Here is a 20,327-nt window from a genome sequence, read left to right on the forward strand (position 1 = left end):
GGTGGGTGAGGCGTCCGGGGTGGGCCCGGGGGGGCGCGGGGCGGGCGCGGCTCCGGGGCGGCGGGCCAGGGTCAGCCGCGCCAGGGCAGTTCGGCCGTGATGTGCGTGGGGCCCCCGACCGGCGAGTCGACGACCAGCAGGCCCTCGACGGCGGCCAGGCGTTCGGCGAGTCCGGCCAGCCCGGTCCCGTCGTCCGTACGGGCGCCGCCCCGGCCGTCGTCCGTCACCAGGACCATCAGCCGGTCCCCGGTGCGCCAGACGTCCAGCGTGGCGCCGGTGGCCCGGGCGTGCTTCGAGACGTTCTGCAGCAGCTCGGAGGCGGTGAAGTACGCGATGCCCTCGATCGCCGCGGCCGGCCGGTGGTCCAGGTCCACGGTCACCGTCACCGGGACCGTGCAGCGCGCGGCCAGCGCCGACAGCGCCGGGCCCAGCCCCCGGTCGGTGAGGATCGCCGGGTGGATGCCGCGGGCCAGGTCACGCAGCTCCTGGAGGGCGATCTTCACCTCGCCGTGCGCCTCGTCGACCATCTTCGCGGCGGCCCGCGGATCCTCCGCCAGCTTCTCCTTGGCCAGGCCCAGGTCCATCGCCAGCGACACCAGCCGGGCCTGCGCGCCGTCGTGCAGGTCCCGCTCGATGCGCCGCAGGTCGGCGGCCGCGGTGTCCACCACCACGCCGCGGTCCGACTCCAGCTGCGAGACCCGGGTGGCGAGGGACGAGGGCCCCAGCAGGCCGTGCACCAGGACCCGGTCCACCTGGGTCAGCCCGCGGATCAGCCACGGCCCGGCCAGCACGAGCAGCAGCCCGGCCCCGCTGACGAGTCCGATCTCCGCCGGGGTGTCGAGGTAGAGGCCGTTGCCCAGGCGGTCGCCCCACAACTGGATGCCCGGCTGCCCCAGGTACGCGGGAAAGGTCCACCGCCACAACGGGTACGTCAGCAGCGTCCAGCCGAGCGTCCAGAACGTCAGCGAGAAGATGAAGGCGAAGATCGCCCACGGGAAGCGCAGCAGGCAGTACAGGAGGTGCCGCCAGGACACCCCGCTCTTCAGGACGGCCCCGATCCACGCCATCAGGCCCGGCTTCGCGGGACGCACCGGCTCCGGGCTGGCCACCTCCAGCCCCAGCAGCGCCCGGGCCCGCGCCCGCTCCAGGCCGCCCAGCCCCCGGGCCCCGGCCAGACCACCGGCCAGCACCGGGATGCCGAGGAACGTGACCAGCAGGCCCGCGCCGACCGCGAGCACCCCGACCGCGTAGACGAACAGCACGCAGGCGATCGGATAGCTGAGGAAGAGGTACAGGAACTCCCGCCAGGTGCGCCCGGAAAAGGGGGCGCGCAGCGCCACCGGCACCCGGGAGGGGCGGGGGCGGGACTGCGGGGTGTGGGCGATGTCCATCGTCTCGTCGTCCGTTCTGCCGGGTGGCCGGGTGGCCGGGTGGCCGGGTGTGGTCTGGCCGTCGCGTTCGCCGTGACCAGCGTCCGCGACCGGCCCGCCCCGCACCATGAGGCTGCTCGCAGTCCGTTCCGGGGGTTTTCCCCACCCCGGACCGCGGGCCCGGACCGATCCGCTGGTCAGCGGCGCTTCCGTCCCCGTTCGGCGGGGGTACCGGACGCCGCCCGTCCGGTCGTGGCCGCGCGCTGTGCGCCCACGCCCGGCCGGGCCCGCCACGGCAGTTCCGCGGTCACCCGGGTGGGCCCGCCGTCCGGTGAGCTCAGCAGGAACACCCCGTCCACCGCCCCCAGCCGTTCGGCCAGCCCGGCCAACCCGCTGCCGCCGTCCAGCCGCGCCCCGCCCTTGCCGTCGTCCCCGACCTGGATCAGCAGCCGGTCCGCGGACCGCCACACCTCCACGGACGCCTGCCGGGCCGCGCTGTGTTTGGAGACGTTCTGCAGCAGCTCCGAGACGGTGAAGTACGCGATGCCCTCGATCGCCGGCGCGGGCCGCTCGTCCAGATCCACCGCCACCGTCGCGGGCACCGTGCAGCGCCCGGCCAGCGAGGCCAGGGCCGGCCCCAGCCCGCGGTCGGTCAGGATCGCCGGGTGGATGCCCCGCGCCAGGTCCCGCAGCTCCTGCAGCGCCAGCTTCACCTCGCCGTGCGCCTCGTCCACCATCGCCGCCACGGTCTCGTCGGCCCGGCCCTCCAGCAGCTTCTCCTTCGCCAGGCCGAGCCCCATCGCGAGCGCCACCAGCCGGGCCTGCGCACCGTCGTGGAGGTCCCGTTCGATACGCCGCAGATCGGCGGCCGCGGTGTCGGTGACCGTCATCCGGTCCGCCTCCAGTTCGGCGATCCGCCGCTCCAGCTCGTCCGAGGGCGACAGCAGCCCGCGCACCATCGCCCGGTCCACGTTCGCCAGCCCGCGCGCCACCCAGGGCAGCACCGGCCAACCCACGAAGAGCGAGACCAGCACGACCGCGAAGGTGAGCACGGACCACGGCAGCCGGACGAACGCGAACAGCGCGTGCCGCCAGGCGACCGGATCCGCGAGGCCCGCCCGCAACCACGGGAAGAAGCCCTGATCGCGCGGGCGCAGCGGACTCGGCTCGGCGACCCGCAGCCCGAGCAGCGCCCGCGCCCGGGCCCGCTCCAGCCTCCCGTACCGGCGGCACGCCTTCAGGCCGAGAGCCAGCAGCGGCAGCCCGATGACGGTCACCGACAGCCCGGTGCCCAGCGTCAGCCACACCACCAGCACCACGAACGCCGCGACGCCCAGCGGCAAGTTGGCCAGCAGATGGCCGATCTCCCGCCAGGTCGCGGCGTCGAACGGCGCGCGCGGCGGCGGAGGTGACACCTCGTCAAGGGCGTCGTCGGCGGCACGAGATCGGGAACTCACGGTCATGCGCCCAGCCTGCCCGGCCGCGGCCCGCCGTGCCATGGGGTGGCCGGGGCGGCGGCGGTGGGGTTTTCCCCACCCCTTGCGTCGCGCGCCGGGTCGTGCGAAGGGCCGTACGAAGGGCCGCCCCGCGCCTCGTACCGCGGGCCCTTCCCGCAGGTCATCGGCGCGAGGCGGGGGGCGAGCGGGAGTCGGCCCGATCCGCGATCCGGTCCGCGACCCGATCCGGGAGCCGGTACGGGGCGTTGGTGCAGGTTGATGCCGGTCTCGTTATCCACAGCGGTGGACACGGCGCGCCGGCGGGACCTTATTGTGTGGCGATGCACAACGGGAGGGGCGAGTGGCGATGGCGCGGGGCGATGACGGCCTGGTGATGACGCCGGAATCCGCCGTACGGCAGCCGGCTGACGCGGCGCCGCACGCCACCGGCACGGTGGCCGCCTCCCTCGACGTCCGCGGCTGGGGTTGGGGCGACCGCAGCAGGACGTGGACGGCGGCGACGGCGAGCGTGCTGCTCGCGGCGGTCGCCGGGGCCTGTGCGCACAGCTGGTTCGGGGACGGCGCCGCACCGGCGGCCGGTATCGCCGCGGTCGTGGTCGCCGGGGCCGGAGCGGCCGTCGGCGCGCTCGCCAGGAAGGACGGGCAGCGTTCCCCGGGTGCCGTACGGAGCGGGCAACACGCGCCCGCGGCCGCCCTGTTGCTGCTCGGCGGCACCCTCGGGGCGGCCGCCGCCTGGCAGGCCGCCTCCGGTGGCGGCGCCCGGCTCGCCACCGTCGGCCTCACCGCCGCGGCCGTGCTCGCGCTCCTCGGACTCTGCACCGCCGCGGGCCGCGCGGCCCTGATGGGCGCCGCATCGGTGGTGCTCGCGGTCGGCGGGTGGGAGCTGGGACTGGCACTGACCACCCCCGCCCGTACGGGAGTTGCGCTCGCCTTCGTCTCCGTACTGCTCCTCGGGTACCTCCCCCGGCTCGCCCTGATGACGGCCGGACTGACCCGGCTCGACGACCAGCGCTCCGGCGGCACCCCGGTCAGCCGCCACCAGGTGGGAGCCGCCGTCGGCGGCGCACACCGGGAGCTCTCCCTGGTCACGGTGGTGACGGCCGTCTCGGCGGGCGCGGGCGGGGTGCTCGCGGTGCAGACCCCCGGCCTGTGGACGGTGCTCGCGGCGCTGCTGCTGAGCATCGTCCTGTGCTCGCGGGCGCGGGCGTACCCGCTGGCGGTCGAGGTCGTCGCGCTGCTCGCGGCCGGCCTGGCGACAGCCGTCCGGCTGGTGCTGCTCTGGGCCACCGACGGCGGCGCCCCGGCGCCCGCGCTGGCCACCCTCGGAGCGCTGGCGGTGCTGCCCGCCGTGGTCCCGCTGATACGGGTGCCGGAGCCGCTGCGGACCCGGCTGCGGCGCTGGCTGGACCTGGCCGAGTCGGTGAGCGTGGCAGCGCTGATCCCGGTGGCCCTGGGCGCCTTCGGGCTCTACGGCCTGCTGTCCGGCGCGTCCTGACCCGGAGGGAGGACGGCATGTCGGCTTCGGGAGCGCCTGCGGGCGGGTTTACGGAAGCGCCTACGGGCGGGTTCACAGGGGTGCAGGCCGACGCGGGTGCGTGGGCAGGGGCGGGTCCGCGCGTGGATGCGGTGGATGCGGGTGCGTTGGCGGATGCGGGCATGTATGCGGGCACGTATCAGGAGACGGGGACGCGGAGAGTCGGAGGACCTGGGGGAGCGGGGGAGCACGGGGCGGGACCGAATGGCACGACGGAGGGGACGTGGACGCGGTGACGACGAGGGACGGGGCTGCGGGGGCGAGTACCGGCGCACATCCGGCGACCGGATCCGTATCGGCGGCCGGGTCCGGGCCGGCGGCTGAGTCCGTGCCGGCCGGGTCCATGCCGGCGGCCGGGTCGGTGCCGATGGCTGAACAGCCAGCGGGCCATGGTCAGGCGGCTGCCGGCGGTCAGGTGCCGAGCGGCGGTCAGGAGTTGAACGGCGGGCAGGTGCCGTCCGGTGGCCAGGGGGCGGCCGGCGGGCAGGGGCCTGGTGCCGCGGGTGCCGGGCCGATGCCCGCCCCGGCGCAGCCTGACGTAGCCCCGTCGGTGCCCGTGGCATCCCCGCAGGTGCCCACCACACCTCCGTACGCACCCACCACACCCCCACAGGCGCCTGCCCCTGGGCCGATGCCGGTCTCCGGGGCGATGGATGCGCCCGGCCCCCTGCCTACTTCCGGTCCGGCGCACGCTTCCGGTCCGGCGCACGCTTCCGGGCCGGTGTCTGCCGTCGGCCCGATGCCGGTGCAGCCGACCGCTGCCGCCACCCCTGACCCCATCGCCCACCCCGGCCCCGGCCCCGTCTACACCCCCACTCCCCTCCACAGCCCCACACCCACACCCGCCCCCACCACCGACCAGGCCCCGGCTTCCGCGCCTGCTCCTGGTCCTGGTCCTGGACCTGGACCTGGTTCTGCTCCTGCGCGTGGGCAGTATGGGCGGCCGGGGGCCGGGCTGCCGGCGCGGACGCCGGTCTCCGTTCCGCTCCTGCCGCCGGAACTGGCCGACGGCGGGCCGCGGCCGCGCCGTGGCGACCCGCTGGCCCGGCGTGCGGGCCGTGCGTTGCGCCGGGTGTTCGCCTCATCGCCGGCCGCCGAGACGGCCGCCGTCACGCAGGCCGCGTACGCCATCCAGCAGCCGGTGACGACCGGCCGGCAGATAGCCGTGTCGAGCATCCGTGGGGGCGCGGGCAAGTCCACCGTCGCCGCCCTCCTGGCGCTCACCTACGCCCACTACCGGCCCGACCCCGTGCTCGCCGTGGAGGCCGACCCGGCGCTCGGCACGCTGCCGCACCGCCTCGGCGCCCGCGAGGTGCGCTGGTCCGGGACGGACCTGGCGCAGATCGTCGATCCGTCGATGCTGATCACCGACCTGACCGGCTATCTCCTGCCGTTCGCGGGCGGCGGCTGGCTGCTGCCCGGCAGCCAGGGCTCCATCGGCGCCCGCCTGGACCTCGACACGTACCGCATCGTGATGACCTCCCTGCGACGGCACTTCGCGGCCACGGTGGTGGACTGCGAGACGCTGCCCGCCGAGGTGGCGCGTACGGCGCTGGTGACGACGCAGGCACGGGTGGTGGTCACCCCGGCGACCCCGGAGGGCGTCGCGGCCACCCGTTCCGTACTCAACTGGGTCGGCGGGCTGCATCCCGGCCTGCTGCCCACCACGGTCGTCGTGCTCACCCACTCCTCGCCCGACAGCGGCGTCGACGTGCGCAAGGTCGCCGACCACCTCGGAGCCGGTGGCGCGGCGGTGCTGTCGCTGCCGTACGACCGCCATCTGGCGGCCGGCGGTGCCATCCGGACCGAACTGCTCGGGGAGCGGACGCGGGAGGCGGCGGCCCGGATCGCGGCCGAGGCGATGGACCGCGCGGTGTCCCGGGACCCGATGCGCCGGCAGCACCAGGCACGGCAGCCGTCCCACCAGCCGGGCCAGCCGGGCCAGCCGACCCACCAGCCAAGCCAGCCGGTCCACCATCCGGGCCAGTCGGCCCACCAGCCGAGCCAGTCGGCCCACCAGCCGAGTCAACCGACCCAGCGGGCACAACAGCCGGCCCACCAGCCGCCGCCGCAGAACGGGCAGCCGCCGCAACCACACCCGCAGCACCCGCATCCGGCGCCGCCCCAGTCGCACCAAGCAGCTGCGCCCCACCAGCCGACACCGATGTACGCACCCCCTGCCGCGCCCCCCGCCGCACCCCCTGCGGCACCACCGGTCTCGGCCCCGGTCCCGGCCTCGGTCCCGACCCCGGAGCCGGCCGCTCCCCCGAGCCCCGCTCCGGCACCCCCCGCCCCCGACCGGCGCAGCCCCTTCGACGGCGGCCCGCTCCACTGATCGGGACCACCGGGACCACCGGGACCACCGGGACCATGGGGGCCACCGGGACCATGGGAGCCATCGGGATCTTCGGAACCCGGGATCTTGGGGCCCGGGATCCCCGGGACCCGCGAGTGCGTCCGCAGCTTCGCCGCCCTACGCAGCGCGAGCGCTCGCCCTGTGGGCGGCCCGTTCGTCCGGTCTGTGAGACGGCTTCTGAGACAACCGGGCCTGCCGTCTACGCTGCCAGCCGCCCAGGTAGGGCGAAGTACGGACAAGCTCACCGTCGGCGACGACGCGGCTTCTCGGGGCGGGCCGACCAGGGCCTAGACTCCGGTTCGTACAGATCGCAGATCGTCGAAGTCGTTTCGTCGAATCGTCGAAGTCATTTCGTCGAAGTCGTTGAACAAGCGCAGTCAGGGAGCGAGGGGCGGACGTGCCGGACGCGACCGTACGCACCACCGTCGCCGCGGACTACTTCCAGGGCTACTCGGTCGTCGGGCTCATCGCCGTAATCGGTGTGCTCTTCGTGGCCGTGGCCTTCGGGGCCGGGCGGCTGCTGCGGCCTGTCGTACCGACGCCCGAGAAGATGCTGACGTACGAGTGCGGCGTGGACCCGGTCGGCGAGGGCTGGGCGCACACCCAGGTCCGCTACTACGTGTACGCCTTCCTCTACGTCGTCTTCGCCGTCGACTCGATCTTCCTGTTCCCCTGGGCGACGGTCTTCGCCGCCCCCGGTTTCGGCGGCGTGACGCTCGTGGAGATGTTCATCTTCCTCGGCTTCCTCACCGTCGGCCTGCTCTACGCATGGAAGAAGGGCGTCCTGGAATGGACGTGACCCCCGCCGCCAACAGCTCCGCGGCCGCGGCCGGGGGCGCCGCACCGGAATTCCTTCCGGAGCCGCGCCGCCTGGGCACTCTGGCCCGGCTCGCGCCCGAACCGATGAAGGTGGTCCTCAACTGGGGCCGCCGCTACAGCCTGTGGGTCTTCAACTTCGGGCTGGCCTGCTGCGCGATCGAGTTCATCGCCGCTTCCATGGCGCGCCACGACTTCATCCGGCTCGGGGTGATCCCGTTCGCGCCCGGTCCGCGCCAGGCCGACCTGATGGTCGTGTCCGGCACCGTGACGGACAAGATGGCCCCGGCCGTCAAGCGCCTCTACGAGCAGATGCCCGAGCCCAAGTACGTCATCTCCTTCGGCGCCTGCTCCAACTGCGGCGGCCCCTACTGGGACTCGTACTCGGTCACCAAGGGCGTCGACCAGATCATCCCGGTCGACGTGTACGTGCCGGGTTGCCCGCCGCGCCCGGAGGCGCTGCTCCAGGGCATCCTCAAGCTGCAGGAGAAGATCGCGCGCGAGTCCCTGGGCGAGCGGTACGCACAGGGCGGCGCGGCCCGGCCCTCGGCGGCCGCCCTGCGCAGCGGCCTGGTGACGCCGCCCGCGCCGGCGCCCGCGGGGGAGGAGCCCCGATGAGCGACCAGCCCCAGCGGCCGGATCAGCCCCAGCGGCCCGATCAGTCCCAACGGCCCGATCAGCCCCGGCCTGCTGACCAGCCGGAGCAGCAGCCTGAGGCCGTCGCGCCGGTCGCGCCGGTCGAGCCGGTCGGGTCCGCCGAACCTGGGGAGCCCGCCGAGCCCGCCGAGCCTGCGGAGCCCGCCGAGCCCGCCGAGCCCGCCGAGCCTGCCGAGCCGGTCGTCGGGTGGCTGCCGCGGCCCGCGAGCGAGATCTTCGGCGCCGGTGCCACCGCGGAGCTGGCGTACGACCTGCTGACCGTCGACGTTCCGGTGGACGGCTGGCTCACCGCGCTGACCGCCGCCCGGGACGCCCTCGGCTGCCGCTACTTCGACTGGCTCAGCGCCGTCGACGAGCCCGGCGCCGGCTTCCGTATCTGCGCGCACGTCGCGGACGTGGCCCGCCCGGGGACCGTCCACCGGCTGGTCGTCCGGACCACGGTGCCGCACGACGCGGCCGCGCTGCCCACCGCCGTCGGTGTGTACGCGGGCGCGGGCTGGCACGAGCGCGAGACGCATGAGATGTTCGGCGTCGACTTCACCGGCCACCCCCACCTCGTACCGCTGCTGCTCCCGGAGGGCTTCGAGGGGCACCCGCTGCGCAAGGACTTCGTGCTGGCGGCCCGGGTGGCCAAGGCGTGGCCCGGGGCCAAGGAGCCGGGGGAGTCCGAACACGGTGGACCCAAGCGGCGCCAGATGCTGCCGCCGGGCGTCCCGGACCCGAACGAGTGGGGTCCGCTCAAGGGCCAGCTGCCGCCCGCGCCGACACGTCCGGCGCGGGGTGCGCGGGCGGCCGGCGGCGCGGCGGGCGAGCGTCCGGTACGGCGTACGCGGTCGGTGAGCGCGGGTTCGGCCAGCCAGCAGGCGGCGGAGACCACGTCCCCCGGAGCCACGCCGTCCGGAGCCACCTCGTCCGCGGCTCCTGCGACCCCGGAGGCCCCGGAGGCCCCGACGCGCGCCGAGCGGCCGGAGCGGCCGGAGCGGCCGGAGCGGCCGGCACGCCGTACCCGGTCCGCGAGCCAGGGTTCGGCCAGCCAGCAGCAGGCGGCGGAGAAGGCGGCACCCCCGGAGACCACCGAGCCCCCGGCGACCCCCGAGCCCCCAGCGAACGCCGAGGCCCCCAAGGCCCCAACGGCCCCCAAGGCACCGGCGGCCCCGCGCTCCTCCGACGCACCGTGGCACCACGCCCGCCCGGCCTTCGACGAGCCGCAGAAGCAGCCCGACCCCGAGGCCGAGCCGAAGCGGAAGCCGGAACCGGAAGCCGAACCCGCCCCCCAGCCGAAGCCTGCCCCCGCCCCCGAGGCACAGCCGCAGACCGACGACCCCCAGGCCCCGCAGGGCCCCCAGGCCCCGCAGGCCCCCCAAGACCCGGCAGGAGGCGACACACCATGAGCGACGCGCTCGACATCGCGCTGCGCCTCATCGCCGTCTTCGTCGTGTTCCTGGTGTTGCCGCTGGTCATCGGGCAGACCGAGCACAAGGTCATGGCCCATATGCAGGGCCGGCTCGGTCCGATGTACGCGGGCGGGTTCCACGGCTGGGCGCAGTTGGTCGCCGACGGCGTGAAGTTCGCACAGAAGGAAGACATCGTGCCGGCCGGCGCCGACCGGCGGATCTTCCAGCTCGCCCCGGCCGTCGCCCTGCTGCCGTACCTCCTGGTCCTGGTCGCCATCCCGATAGGGCCGCACAACGCCGTCGGGCAGGCCCTGGACGCGGGCATCTTCTTCGTGCTCGCCGTCATGGGCGTCGGCGTGCTCGGCTCGCTGATGGCCGGCTGGGCCTCGGCGAACAAGTTCTCGCTGCTCGGCGCCCTGCGGACGGCCGCGCAGCTGCTCGCGTACGAGCTGCCGATGCTGCTCGCCGCGGCCTCCGTCGCGATGGCGGCCGGCACGCTCTCGCTGCCCGGCATCGTCGAGGCGTTCCACTGGTGGTGGGTGCCGTGGCAGATCATCGGCGGCGTGGTGTTCTTCACCGCGGGCCTCGCCGAGCTGCAGCGGCCGCCGTTCGACATGCCGGTCGCCGACTCGGAGATCATCTTCGGCGCGTACACCGAGTACACCGGCCTGCGGTTCGCGCTCTTCCTGCTCGCCGAGTACGCGGGCATCGTCGTCCTCTGCGCACTGACCTCGGTGCTCTTCCTGGGCGGCTGGCACGGCCCGTTCGGCGCCGACGGCCTGGGCTGGCTGTGGACGCTGCTGAAGACCGCGCTGCTCGCCTTCGGCGTCATCTGGCTGCGGGTCACCTACCCGCGGCTGCGCGAGGACCAGCTGCAGAAGCTCGCCTGGACGGGGCTCATCCCGCTCGCGCTGGCCCAGATCGCCCTCACCGGCGTCGTCAAGGTGGTGATCTCGTCATGAGCTTCCCCGGTTCCGGTCTCGCCAAGGGCCTGGCCGTCACCCTGCGGACGATGACGAAGCGTTCCGTCACCGCGCAGTACCCGGACGTCCAGCCCGATCTCGCACCGCGCACCCGCGGCGTCATCGGGCTGTTCGAGGAGAACTGCACGGTCTGCATGCTGTGCGCCCGCGAGTGCCCGGACTGGTGCATCTACATCGACTCCCACAAGGAGACGGTGCCGCCGGCCGCGCCCGGAGGCCGTGAGCGCAGCCGGAACGTGCTCGACCGCTTCGCCATCGACTTCGCGCTGTGCATGTACTGCGGGATCTGCATCGAGGTCTGCCCCTTCGACGCGCTCTTCTGGTCACCGGAGTTCGAGTACGCCGAGACGGACATCCACGACCTCACCCACGAGCGCGACAAGCTCCGCGAGTGGATGTGGACGGTGCCCGAGCCGCCGGCGCTCGACCCGGCGGCCGAGGAGCCCAAGGAGATGGCCGCCGCCCGTAAGGCCGCGGACAAACTCGCCGCCCAGCAGGCGGCCGAGGCCGCGGCGCAGAGCGAGAACCAGAACGAGAACCCGCACCAGAACCAGGACCCGGACACCGAGGAGGGGACGTGACGCTCGCCGCCACGGCCGCCGGGCACGGCTTCCTGTCGCCCACCGGCGTCGAGATCGCGTTCCTGCTCGTCGGCATCGCCACCCTCGGCGCGGCCGTCATCACCGTCACCACCCGGCAGCTGGTGCACGCCGCCCTCTGGCTGGTCGTCGCGCTCGGCGGGGTCGCGGTCGAATACCTCCTGCTCACGGCCGAGTTCATCGCCTGGGTACAGGTGCTCATCTACGTCGGGTCCGTGGTCGTCCTGCTGCTCTTCGGGCTGATGCTGACCAAGGCACCCATCGGACGCTCCCCGGACGCCGATTCCGGCAACCGCTGGGCGGCGCTCGTGGTCGCGCTCGCCGCGGCCGGCGCCCTGGTCTGGGTCGTCGTCGACGCCTTCCGTACCACCTGGATCACCTTCGAAGGGCCCGTCCAGGGCTCCACCGAGGCCACCGGCCGCAGCCTCTTCCAGTACTGGGTGCTGCCCTTCGAGGCGCTGTCCGTACTGCTGCTCGCCGCGCTCGTCGGGGCGATCGTGCTGTCCCGCAGGGGCGGTGAGGGCAGGGCCCCGGCGGCCGCCCTGCCGGACGCCGCGGCCCGCGCCTCCGCAGCCCCCGCCACCGCCCCACGAGAGGAGCAGCGCTGATGCATCTCGCCTATCCGGCCGTCCTCGCCGTCCTCCTCTTCTGCACCGGTCTGTACGGCGTGCTCGCCCGCCGCAACGCGATCCTGGTGCTGATGTCCGTCGAGCTGATGCTCAACGCCGTCAACCTCAACCTCGTCGCCTTCGACGTCTGGCTGCGCGACACCCTGCACTCCGGCCAGGCGCTCACCCTCTTCACCATCGCCATCGCCGCCGCCGAGATCGGCATCGGCCTGGCGATCGTGCTGCTCGTCTACCGCAACCGCGGCAGCTCCGACATCGACCGGCTCCGTGACCTCGCCGAGCGGCCGGACGGCGCCGGCGCCGACGGGACCCCGCAGCCGGACACCAAGGCGGAGGCCACCGCGTGACCCTCACGACCACCGCCGTTCTCGTTCCCCTCCTGCCCTTCCTCGGAGCCGTCGCCGGCCTCCTCCTGGGGCGGCGCACGCCCGGTTTCGTACGGCCGCTGGCCGTGCTGCCGACGCTCGCCGCGGCCGGGCTGACCGTCGCGGTCGCCGTCGGCCAGGGCGGCGGACCGGCCACCGACGTCGCCACCCGGCTCACCCCGACCGGATCGATCCCGATCGACCTGGCGCTGCACATCGACGGCTTCGCCGCGCTGATCGCCGTACTCGTCGGCGTCGTGGCGACCTGCGTGCAGATCTACTCCACCGGCTATCTGCGCGACGATCCGCGCTACCCGTCCTACGCGGCGCTGGTCTCGCTCTTCACCGCCGCGATGCTGCTGGTCGTCTACACCGGCGACCTGATGGTGCTGCTGGTCGGCTGGGAAGTCATGGGCATCTGCTCGTACTTCCTCGTCGGCCACTACTGGGAGACCGAGACCGCCCGGGCCGCCTCCCTCAAGGCGTTCCTGGTCACCAAGCTCGGCGACGTCCCCTTCCTCTTCGGCATCTTCGCGCTGGCCGCCGACACCGGCACCTTCCGGATCACCGGCATCCTCGGCTCGGTCGCCAACCGCGGCCTGGACCACCCGACGCTGATCGCACTGCTGCTGCTGGCCGGCGTCGCGGGCAAGTCCGCGCAGTTCCCGCTGCACACCTGGCTCCCGGACGCGATGGCCGGCCCGACACCGGTCTCCGCGCTGATCCACGCCGCGACGATGGTGGCGGCCGGCATCTACGTCGTGGCCCGGCTCCTGCCCGTCTTCGCGGCCTCCGCGGCCGCACTGGTCGTGATGGCCGTCATCGCCGCGATCACCATGGTCGGCTCCGGCCTCGCCGCGCTGGCCCAGGACGACATCAAGCGGGTGCTGGCCTATTCGACGGTCGGCCAGCTCGGCTACATGCTGGGCGCGCTCGCCGTCGGCGACCGCGGCGCCGCCTTCTTCCACCTCCTGGCGCACGGTGCGTTCAAGGCCCTCCTCTTCCTCGGCGCGGGCGTGATCATCCACGCCGCGGGCACCAACTCGCTCGCCGCCATGTCCCGGGTGAGCGGCCTGTCCCGGCGCATCCCGGACGCCTACTGGACGGTGACCGTGGCACTGCTCGCGCTCGCCGCGATCCCGCCGTTCGCCGGCTTCTTCTCCAAGGAAGCCGTCCTCGGCGCCGCCGAGCACGCCGCCACCGGCGCCGCCCACGGCATCCCCGGCGCGGTCGGCTGGACCGTCCTGGTCTCCGGACTGCTCACCGCCCTCCTCACCGCGGCCTACGCCGCCCGTCTGTGGCTGCTCGCCTTCAAGGGCCGGGGCGTCGAAGCCCCCGACCTTCCCCAAGCTCTCAACTCCGTTCGAGCAGGGGAGACCCCAACCCCCCAGCCGGTCGTGATGAACGCCGTCCTGTGGGTGCTCTTCGTCCCCACCGTCGCACTGGGCCTTTCCGCCCCCCTCCTGCCCGAGTGGTTCGACGGGCGCTCGCTCGCTCCGACCCTGACCACCTCCGTCGTCGGCACCGGTATCGCCGTCGTCGGCGGCCTGGTCACCTACGCCGCCTGGCGCCACACCACCGCGCTCGCCGGCCGCACCCCCATCGGCGCGGTCGTCGTCGACCCGGACGCGGCCCCCGGGCTCGCCGAGGAGACGGCCCTCGCCACCCACGCCCCGGTCTACGGCGACAACGCCGGCGCCGCGGACCCGGCCGACCCGGGCCGCCTCCTCCTCGGCCCGCTGCACCGCCACGCGGCCGTCGGCTTCCACCTGGACGCCGTCTACTCGGTGCTGTTCGTCCGGCCCGTACGCGCCGCCGCCACGCTCGTCCGCTTCCTGGACCGCGAGGTCGTCGACACCTACGTCCGCGGTGCGGGCACCGCCCCGCGCTGGCTGGGCGCCGCCGTCCGCCGCGCCCAGACCGGGAACGTGCAGACCTACCTCGGCGCGCTGCTGGCGGGCTCACTCGTCCTGGCGATCGCCGCCGTCCTCGTCGCCACGGGCACGGGAGCCTGACCGATGCACCTGACTCAGACCACCCTGCAGATCCTCCTCGTGGGCATCGTCGCCCTCCCCCTCCTCGGCGCGCTCGCCGCGCTGCTGCCCGCGCCGCCCGGTCTGCGGGGCAAGAACCCCGACCAGGCCGTACTGCGCCACGGCGTGACCGTCACCGGCGTCGTGCTCGCCGCCAGCATCGCGCTGGCCGCCGGCTTCAACCACGCTCAGCCGGCGCGTATGCAGGCCACCACCGACATCAGCTGGATCCCGGCGCTCGGCATCCGCATCCATCTCGGCGTCGACGGCATCTCGCTCCCCCTCGTCGTCATGACCGCGCTGCTGACCTTCCTCTGCGCGCTCTACTCCTACTTCCACATGCCAACGGGCCCGTCTCCCAAGGCATTTGTGGCCCTGCTGCTCGTCCTGGAGGCCGGCACCCTCGCCACCTTCGCCGTCCTGGACCTGATGCTCTTCTTCCTCGCCTTCGAGATGGTCCTCATCCCGATGTACTTCCTCATCGCCCGCTGGGGCGGTGCGGGGAAGCAGGCGGCGGCATGGAAGTTCATCCTCTACACGCTGCTCGGCTCCGTCGTGATGCTGCTCGGCCTCCTCCTCATCGGCGTGAAATCCGGCACGTTCGACATGGTCGCACTCGCCACTGACAACGGCCCGAAAGCCCAGCTCAGCCACACCGTCCAGCTCCTCGCGGTGCTCGCGGTCGGGATCGGACTGGCCGTCAAGTCCCCGATGTGGCCGCTGCACAGCTGGCTGCCCGACGCGCACACCGCCGCCCCCACCGTCGGCTCGGTGCTGCTGGCCGGCGTCCTGCTGAAGATGGGCACCTACGGGTTCGTCCGGATCGCGCTGCCCATCACCCCGGAGGGCATGCACACCTACGCGCCCTACCTCGCCGCGTTCGCCGCCGTCGGCATCATCTACGGCTCGCTCGCCTGCCTCGCCCTCGTCCGCAAGGGTGCCAAGGGCGACCTCAAGCGCCTGATCGCCTACAGCTCCGTCGGCCACATGGGCTTCGTCCTGCTCGGCATCGCCAGCATGACCCCCACCGGCGTCAACGGCGCCCTGTTCGCCAACATCGCGCACGGCCTGATCACCGGCCTGCTGTTCTTCCTCGTCGGCGCCCTCAAGGACCGCTACGGCACCACCGACCTCGACGCCCTCGCCGGCACCACCGGCGCCGCCCTCTACGGCAAGGCCCCCCGCTTCGGCGGCCTGCTCGCCTTCGGTGCGGTCGCCTCGCTCGGCCTGCCCGGACTGGCCGGCTTCTGGGGCGAGATGCTCGCCATGTTCGGCGCCTTCCGGCCCGCCGCGGGCCTGAGCCGCCCGGCCTTCCTCACGTTCATGGTGCTGGCCGGCCTCGGCACCCTGCTGACCGCCGCGTACCTCCTCCTCGTCGTCCGCCGGGTCTGCATGGGCGGCACCCCGCACCTCGCCCCCACCGCCCCGCTCGGCGGCGCCGACGGCGACCGGGAGCGGCCCGCGGCGGCCACCCCCGCCCCCGCCCCGGCCGTCCCCGACCTCGCGGGCTACGAGTACGCGTCCTGGTCCCCCCTGGCCGCCCTCACCGTCCTCGCCGGACTGTGGCCCGCGGCCCTCCTCGGCCTCACCGACCCGGCCGTCCAGCAGCTCCTCGGAGGCGGTAAGTGATGAGCTCGGTCACCTCTCTGGTCCAGTCCGTCGACTGGATCGCCGTCGCCCCGCCCACCATCACCGCGGTCGTCGCCCTGGTGGTGCTGGTCGCCGACCTGTTCGTGCCCGCGGCCCGCAAGCCGCTGCTGGGCTGGGCCGCCACCGCGGGCCTCGTCCTCGCCGCGCTGTCCCTGCTGCCCCTCCTGGGCGTCGACCGGCGTACCTTCTGCCTCCCCGGGCACCCCGACGTGTGCAGCTACGTCGCCGACCCGTTCGCCCTGGTCATCCAGTTCCTGGTGCTCGGCGGCGCGCTGCTGACCGCCCTGCTGTCCCTCGACACCATCAAGGACCACGACCTGCCCGCCGGCGAGTACTGGTTCCTGCTGCTGTCCTCGGCCGCCGGTGCCGCCCTGCTGCCCGCCTCCCGGGACCTGGCCACCCTCGTCATCGCCCTGGAGGTCGCCTCGCTGCCGGCCTTCGCCCTGGTGGGCCTGCGGCGCGGCGACCGGCTCTCCTCCGAGGCGGCGCTGAAGTTCTTCCTCTCCTCGGTGGCCGCCACCGCCGTGATGCTGCTCGGCGTCAGCTTCGTCTACGCCGCCACCCGCAGCCTCTACCTCTCCCGGGTGGCGCACGCCCTCACCGGCCTCCCCGACGCCCGCCTCGCCACCCTGGCCAGCGCCGGCGTCGCGCTCACCCTGGTCGGCTTCGCCTTCAAGACGGCGGCCGCCCCGTTCCACTTCTGGGTGCCTGACACCTACGTCGGCGCGCCGCTGCCGATCGCCGGCTACCTCTCCGTGGTCGGCAAGGCCGTCGGCTTCTCCGGCCTGATCCTGGTCACCGTCCAGGGCTTCCCGGCGTACGCCGACGTCTGGGGCCCGGCGCTGGCCGTCCTCGCCGCGCTCACCATGACCGTCGGCAACGTCGCCGCCCTCCGCCAGGACCCGCGCCGGGAACACAGCGCGGTCCGCCTGCTCGCCTGGTCGTCGGTCGGCCAGGCCGGCTACCTCCTGGTGCCGCTGGCCGCCGCGGGCTACACCCACCGGCCGGCGCACGCCATCGGCGCCACCGTCGCCTACGCCCTGATGTACGCGGCCGTGAACCTCGGCGCGTTCGCCGTCGCCGCCCTGGTGGCCCGTACGCGCCCCGCCAACCGCATCACCGACTACCGGGGCCTGTACGCCCGCCGGCCGCTCGTCGCGCTCGCCATGGGCTTCTTCCTGCTCTGCCTGGCCGGTCTTCCGCCGGGCATCATCGGGCTGTTCGCCAAGGTCACGGTGTTCTCCGCGGCCGTCGACGCCGGGCTGGCCTGGCTCGCCGTGGTCATGGCCGTCAACGTCGTGATCGCGCTCTACTACTACCTGCAGTGGACGGCGGTGCTCTTCCGGGGCGCCGAGGAACCCGCACCCGAACCCGCCGGGCCGCGGCCGCCCGCCCCCCGGATCCCGGCCCCGCTGGCCACCGCCATCGCCCTCGCCGCCGTCCTCGGCGTCGTCCTCTCCGGCGCGCCCCAGCTCGTCCTGCGCTTCGCCTCCGGCGCGCTCCTCTGACGGACGCGGCGGACCCGGGCCACCCATACGGCGCCGGGGCGCCCACGCCCCCACGGACGGGTCCCTGACGCCCGTCCCCGGCCCCGTCGCCCGGGCACCGGGAACCCGGCCCGTTCATCTCGCGTTGACCAGTGAGTAAGGGTCCACTGGAGAGTGGAGCAACGCAGCACAGGGTTCCCCTGCCGCACCGCTTGGAGGGCGTACCGTGCACCGCCGGCACAACGGGCTCAGAACCGCCGTACTCCTCGGGGGACTGTCCGCACTCATCATCCTGATCGGCAGTTTCTTCGGGCGTACGGGCCTGATCGTCGCCGTTCTCGTCGCCCTGGCGACCAACGCCTACGCGTACTGGAACAGCGACAAGCTCGCCCTGCGCGCCATGCGGGCCCGCCCGGTGAGCGAGTTCGAGGCGCCGCAGCTCTACCGCATGGTCCGCGAGCTGTCGACGGCCGCCCGCCAGCCCATGCCGCGGCTGTACATCTCCCCGACCCAGGCGCCGAACGCCTTCGCCACCGGCCGCAACCCGCGCAACGCCGCGGTCTGCTGCACCGACGGCATCCTCCGCCTCCTCGACGAGCGCGAGCTGCGCGGCGTCATCGGCCATGAGCTCAGCCACGTCTACAACCGCGACATCCTCATCTCGTCCGTCGCGGGCGCGCTGGCCTCCGTCGTGATGTTCCTGGTCAACTTCGCCTGGCTGATTCCCATAGGCCGGTCCGAGGACGAGGAGGGACCCGGTCTGCTGGGCATGCTGCTGATCGCGATCCTCGGCCCGGTCGCGGCCTCGCTCATCCAGCTGGCGGTCAGCCGCTCCCGCGAGTACCAGGCCGACGCCTCGGGCGCCCAGCTCACCGGCGACCCGCTCGCCCTGGCCTCCGCCCTGCGCAAGCTGGAGATCGGCACCCAGCAGCTGCCGCTCCCGCCCGAGCCGCGGCTGGAGACCGCCGGCCACATGATGATCGCCAACCCGTTCCGGGCCGGCGAGGGCATGTCCAAGCTGTTCTCCACCCACCCCCCGATGCGCGAACGCATCGCCCGCCTGGAGCAGATGGCCGGCCACCACCGCCCCTGACCCCCGCGAACACCGCTGGCCGACCCCCGGGCACCGGCGCATCATGAACGCAACGCTCCACCGGCCCCGGTGCGTCTAGCAGGGCAGTTACCCCGTTCGCCGTGCCCGTGGAAGGCTGCCGATCATGAAGCTCATCCTCAACATCCTCTGGCTGATCCTCAGCGGGTTCTGGCTGGCCCTCGGCTACGTCCTCGCGGGCATCATCTGCTGCATCCTGATCATCACGATCCCGTTCGGCATCGCGTCCTTCCGCATCGCCGGCTACGCCCTGTGGCCCTTCGGCCGTACGACCGTCGTCCGGCGCGACGCCGGTGCCGGCTCCGTCATCGGCAACGTCATCTGGATCATCTTCGCGGGCTGGTGGCTGGCGCTCGGCCACATCGTCACCGGCCTTGCCCTGTGCGTGACGATCATCGGCATCCCGTTCGGCATCGCCAACTTCAAGATGATCCCGGTCTCCCTGCTGCCGCTCGGCCGCGAGATCGTGCCCACGGACCAGCCTTTCGCAACCCGCTGAGGAAACCGGGCGGGTGCTCCGTTCACCCACCCTGACCAGCGCGTATGCCCCTGGGAGACGAGGTCCTGAGCCGGTTCTTCCCGGCCGGGGCGCCGCCCGACTCGACCAGCTGCCCGTTCCTGGGCGCATACTGGCGACAATGACCAAGCCAGCCGCAGCCCGGCGTCATCTGTCGTCAAGTCCCTTCAAGCCCCCGGTCACGCCACCTCTCAAGCACTTCGCGATGGGTGACCGGGTCACACACGATGAGCACGGCCTCGGCCGCGTGATCGGTACCGAGGACGAGGTCGCGGTGCTCGTCGACTTCGGTTCGCTCCAGGCCCGGATCGTGAGTCCGTACGCCAAGTTGACCAAACTCTGAGCACCGGCGGCCGTCGGGGCGCGGCGGATGCTCCTCCTCGCCCCGGCACCGCAACCACCCGTCCGCACGTAGCTGCGGACCACAACCCGAAAGGGAGACGACCCATCGACACCACGTCGCTGTTCTCCGCACCCGAAACGGTGCTCCCGCGGGTCACGACGCCACCGCCGCCGCCGGCGACGGACCCGTTCCGGAGCCCGGTCGACGAGGCTCAGGCCGGACCTCCCGCTGCCGGGCACCCCGGCACCCCGGAGTAACCACGCAGCCGGCGGTCACACCCGCACCAGCCCCCGCGGCCCCACGTACCGCCGGAAGCCGAGCGGTGTCACGCCGGCCAGACCCTCGATGAAGGACATCACCGGCCCCCCGCGCCCCAGGCTCCCGGTGATCTCCCGTTCGTGCGCCTCGGCGGTCGTCCACTCGCTGTAGTTGACGACCCGGGTGCCGTCCTCGCTGATGTGGAAGTGCGAGGCGATCCCGCCCTCGCCCGGCTGGACGCCACCGATCAGGTCCAGCAGCCCGTCCACGAGCTCCCGGGCCGCGTCGTGCCCCGTCGCACGGAAGGCGACCCGCACGACGCAGCCCGGCGCCTCCGGCTTGCCCTTGGGCAGCAGACTGCGGTAGAGCCGGTACCGGGTGGGACCGGGGCCGCCGCCGTCCCCCGCGACGGCCGGCGCGCCGCCCGCGAGCCGCTCCGCCAGTCCGGCGTTCCCGCCGCGCACGCGCGCCGCATCGCCCGTCCACTGCGCGTAGTCGAGCACGCTGCGCCCGTCCGTCCCGGCGAACCGCACCCGTGACACCAAGCCCGCCGGCAGCGGCGCCCCCTCCCAGGCCCGGGCCACGCCGTCCAGGACGGCCCGCTGTCCCTCCGGGCTCCCGGCATCCCACTCACTGATCAGTACGGTCCCCACGCCCGCCCGCCTGACCTGCGGAAACACATCGGTACGAAAGCCTGAGCGGGGACCGGTCACGAGGCTCTCGCCGCTCTGCACGTTCTCCTGAGAAGTCATGCCAGGAGCCTGCAAT

At 73.8% G+C, this 20,327-nt stretch carries 18 protein-coding genes; 15 read left to right on the forward strand and 3 right to left on the reverse strand.

From position 1 onward, the window contains the following. Positions 1-71: 71 nt before the first annotated feature. Complete coding sequence (locus ACZ7MX_RS14540; protein WP_472132528.1) at positions 72-1,391, reverse strand: sensor histidine kinase; 1,320 nt, start codon at positions 1,389-1,391, stop codon at positions 72-74. 176 nt (positions 1,392-1,567) lie between these two features. Continuing rightward, on the reverse strand, positions 1,568-2,833 hold the full coding sequence (locus tag ACZ7MX_RS14545; protein WP_472131999.1) for a sensor histidine kinase: 1,266 nt from the start codon (positions 2,831-2,833) through the stop codon (positions 1,568-1,570). Positions 2,834-3,173: 340 nt separating this feature from the next. Here ACZ7MX_RS14545 and ACZ7MX_RS14550 point away from each other — a divergent pair, with 340 nt between their 5' ends. The 15 genes from ACZ7MX_RS14550 to ACZ7MX_RS14620 all read left to right on the forward strand — a co-directional run bounded on the left by ACZ7MX_RS14550 (position 3,174) and on the right by ACZ7MX_RS14620 (position 19,301). After that, positions 3,174-4,322: a ubiquitin family protein gene (locus ACZ7MX_RS14550; RefSeq protein WP_472132530.1), complete on the forward strand. Its 1,149-nt coding sequence runs from the start codon at positions 3,174-3,176 to the stop codon at positions 4,320-4,322. 1,111 nt (positions 4,323-5,433) lie between these two features. Next, complete coding sequence (locus ACZ7MX_RS14555) at positions 5,434-6,696, forward strand: hypothetical protein (protein ID WP_472132001.1); 1,263 nt, start codon at positions 5,434-5,436, stop codon at positions 6,694-6,696. A gap of 418 nt (positions 6,697-7,114) precedes the next feature. Further along, a complete protein-coding gene (locus tag ACZ7MX_RS14560) occupies positions 7,115-7,516 on the forward strand; it encodes an NADH-quinone oxidoreductase subunit A (RefSeq protein WP_472132004.1) in 402 nt (133 codons plus the stop codon). Further along, the gene (locus tag ACZ7MX_RS14565; protein WP_315975476.1) at positions 7,507-8,151 is read left to right on the forward strand and encodes an NADH-quinone oxidoreductase subunit B; all 645 of its coding nucleotides are present in this window, start codon (positions 7,507-7,509) and stop codon (positions 8,149-8,151) included. Before ACZ7MX_RS14560 ends, ACZ7MX_RS14565 begins: the two co-directional genes overlap by 10 nt. Next, the gene (locus ACZ7MX_RS14570) at positions 8,148-9,581 is read left to right on the forward strand and encodes an NADH-quinone oxidoreductase subunit C (protein ID WP_472132006.1); all 1,434 of its coding nucleotides are present in this window, start codon (positions 8,148-8,150) and stop codon (positions 9,579-9,581) included. The genes ACZ7MX_RS14565 and ACZ7MX_RS14570 overlap by 4 nt, the downstream gene beginning before the upstream one ends. Further along, on the forward strand, positions 9,578-10,546 hold the full coding sequence (locus ACZ7MX_RS14575) for a complex I subunit 1/NuoH family protein (RefSeq protein ID WP_451105750.1): 969 nt from the start codon (positions 9,578-9,580) through the stop codon (positions 10,544-10,546). The genes ACZ7MX_RS14570 and ACZ7MX_RS14575 overlap by 4 nt, the downstream gene beginning before the upstream one ends. Continuing rightward, entirely contained in the window at positions 10,543-11,148 is a 606-nt protein-coding gene (locus tag ACZ7MX_RS14580; RefSeq protein ID WP_472132008.1) for a NuoI/complex I 23 kDa subunit family protein, read from the forward strand. The genes ACZ7MX_RS14575 and ACZ7MX_RS14580 overlap by 4 nt, the downstream gene beginning before the upstream one ends. Continuing rightward, complete coding sequence (locus ACZ7MX_RS14585) at positions 11,145-11,774, forward strand: NADH-quinone oxidoreductase subunit J family protein (RefSeq protein ID WP_472132010.1); 630 nt, start codon at positions 11,145-11,147, stop codon at positions 11,772-11,774. Before ACZ7MX_RS14580 ends, ACZ7MX_RS14585 begins: the two co-directional genes overlap by 4 nt. Next, positions 11,774-12,142: an NADH-quinone oxidoreductase subunit NuoK gene (gene nuoK, locus ACZ7MX_RS14590; RefSeq protein WP_472132012.1), complete on the forward strand. Its 369-nt coding sequence runs from the start codon at positions 11,774-11,776 to the stop codon at positions 12,140-12,142. Before ACZ7MX_RS14585 ends, nuoK begins: the two co-directional genes overlap by 1 nt. Then, a complete protein-coding gene (locus tag ACZ7MX_RS14595) occupies positions 12,139-14,175 on the forward strand; it encodes an NADH-quinone oxidoreductase subunit 5 family protein (protein WP_472132014.1) in 2,037 nt (678 codons plus the stop codon). The genes nuoK and ACZ7MX_RS14595 overlap by 4 nt, the downstream gene beginning before the upstream one ends. Positions 14,176-14,178: 3 nt before the next feature. Beyond that, positions 14,179-15,822: a complex I subunit 4 family protein gene (locus ACZ7MX_RS14600; RefSeq protein ID WP_472132016.1), complete on the forward strand. Its 1,644-nt coding sequence runs from the start codon at positions 14,179-14,181 to the stop codon at positions 15,820-15,822. Then, entirely contained in the window at positions 15,822-17,351 is a 1,530-nt protein-coding gene (locus tag ACZ7MX_RS14605) for an NADH-quinone oxidoreductase subunit N (RefSeq protein WP_472132018.1), read from the forward strand. Before ACZ7MX_RS14600 ends, ACZ7MX_RS14605 begins: the two co-directional genes overlap by 1 nt. Positions 17,352-17,556: 205 nt before the next feature. Next, positions 17,557-18,423, forward strand: coding sequence for a zinc metalloprotease HtpX (gene htpX, locus ACZ7MX_RS14610; RefSeq protein WP_472132020.1), 867 nt, complete (start codon positions 17,557-17,559; stop codon positions 18,421-18,423). A 124-nt stretch (positions 18,424-18,547) separates the two neighbouring features. After that, on the forward strand, positions 18,548-18,940 hold the full coding sequence (locus ACZ7MX_RS14615) for a YccF domain-containing protein (RefSeq protein ID WP_472132022.1): 393 nt from the start codon (positions 18,548-18,550) through the stop codon (positions 18,938-18,940). 139 nt (positions 18,941-19,079) lie between these two features. Beyond that, positions 19,080-19,301 (forward strand): hypothetical protein, encoded by a 222-nt coding sequence (locus tag ACZ7MX_RS14620; RefSeq protein ID WP_472132023.1) that lies wholly within the window; start codon positions 19,080-19,082, stop codon positions 19,299-19,301. 272 nt (positions 19,302-19,573) lie between these two features. Here the strand turns inward: ACZ7MX_RS14620 and ACZ7MX_RS14625 are convergent, their stop codons facing one another. Beyond that, on the reverse strand, positions 19,574-20,311 hold the full coding sequence (locus ACZ7MX_RS14625; protein WP_472132025.1) for an antibiotic biosynthesis monooxygenase: 738 nt from the start codon (positions 20,309-20,311) through the stop codon (positions 19,574-19,576). Positions 20,312-20,327: the final 16 nt, after the last annotated feature.

Source organism: Streptomyces sp. NPDC107765 (genome assembly GCF_055657085.1).

Excerpts from the sequence above, each read along its gene's own strand:
- ACZ7MX_RS14540 (WP_472132528.1), bottom strand. The coding sequence starts at position 1,391 with ATGGACATCGCCCACACCCCGCAGTCCCGCCCCCGCCCCTCCCGGGTG.
- ACZ7MX_RS14545 (WP_472131999.1), bottom strand. The coding sequence starts at position 2,833 with ATGACCGTGAGTTCCCGATCTCGTGCCGCCGACGACGCCCTTGACGAG.
- ACZ7MX_RS14550 (WP_472132530.1), top strand. The coding sequence starts at position 3,174 with ATGGCGCGGGGCGATGACGGCCTGGTGATGACGCCGGAATCCGCCGTA.
- ACZ7MX_RS14565 (WP_315975476.1), top strand. The coding sequence starts at position 7,507 with ATGGACGTGACCCCCGCCGCCAACAGCTCCGCGGCCGCGGCCGGGGGC.
- ACZ7MX_RS14570 (WP_472132006.1), top strand. The coding sequence starts at position 8,148 with ATGAGCGACCAGCCCCAGCGGCCGGATCAGCCCCAGCGGCCCGATCAG.
- ACZ7MX_RS14575 (WP_451105750.1), top strand. The coding sequence starts at position 9,578 with ATGAGCGACGCGCTCGACATCGCGCTGCGCCTCATCGCCGTCTTCGTC.
- ACZ7MX_RS14580 (WP_472132008.1), top strand. The coding sequence starts at position 10,543 with ATGAGCTTCCCCGGTTCCGGTCTCGCCAAGGGCCTGGCCGTCACCCTG.
- nuoK (WP_472132012.1), top strand. The coding sequence starts at position 11,774 with ATGCATCTCGCCTATCCGGCCGTCCTCGCCGTCCTCCTCTTCTGCACC.
- ACZ7MX_RS14600 (WP_472132016.1), top strand. The coding sequence starts at position 14,179 with ATGCACCTGACTCAGACCACCCTGCAGATCCTCCTCGTGGGCATCGTC.
- ACZ7MX_RS14605 (WP_472132018.1), top strand. The coding sequence starts at position 15,822 with ATGAGCTCGGTCACCTCTCTGGTCCAGTCCGTCGACTGGATCGCCGTC.
- ACZ7MX_RS14615 (WP_472132022.1), top strand. The coding sequence starts at position 18,548 with ATGAAGCTCATCCTCAACATCCTCTGGCTGATCCTCAGCGGGTTCTGG.
- ACZ7MX_RS14620 (WP_472132023.1), top strand. The coding sequence starts at position 19,080 with ATGACCAAGCCAGCCGCAGCCCGGCGTCATCTGTCGTCAAGTCCCTTC.
- ACZ7MX_RS14625 (WP_472132025.1), bottom strand. The coding sequence starts at position 20,311 with ATGACTTCTCAGGAGAACGTGCAGAGCGGCGAGAGCCTCGTGACCGGT.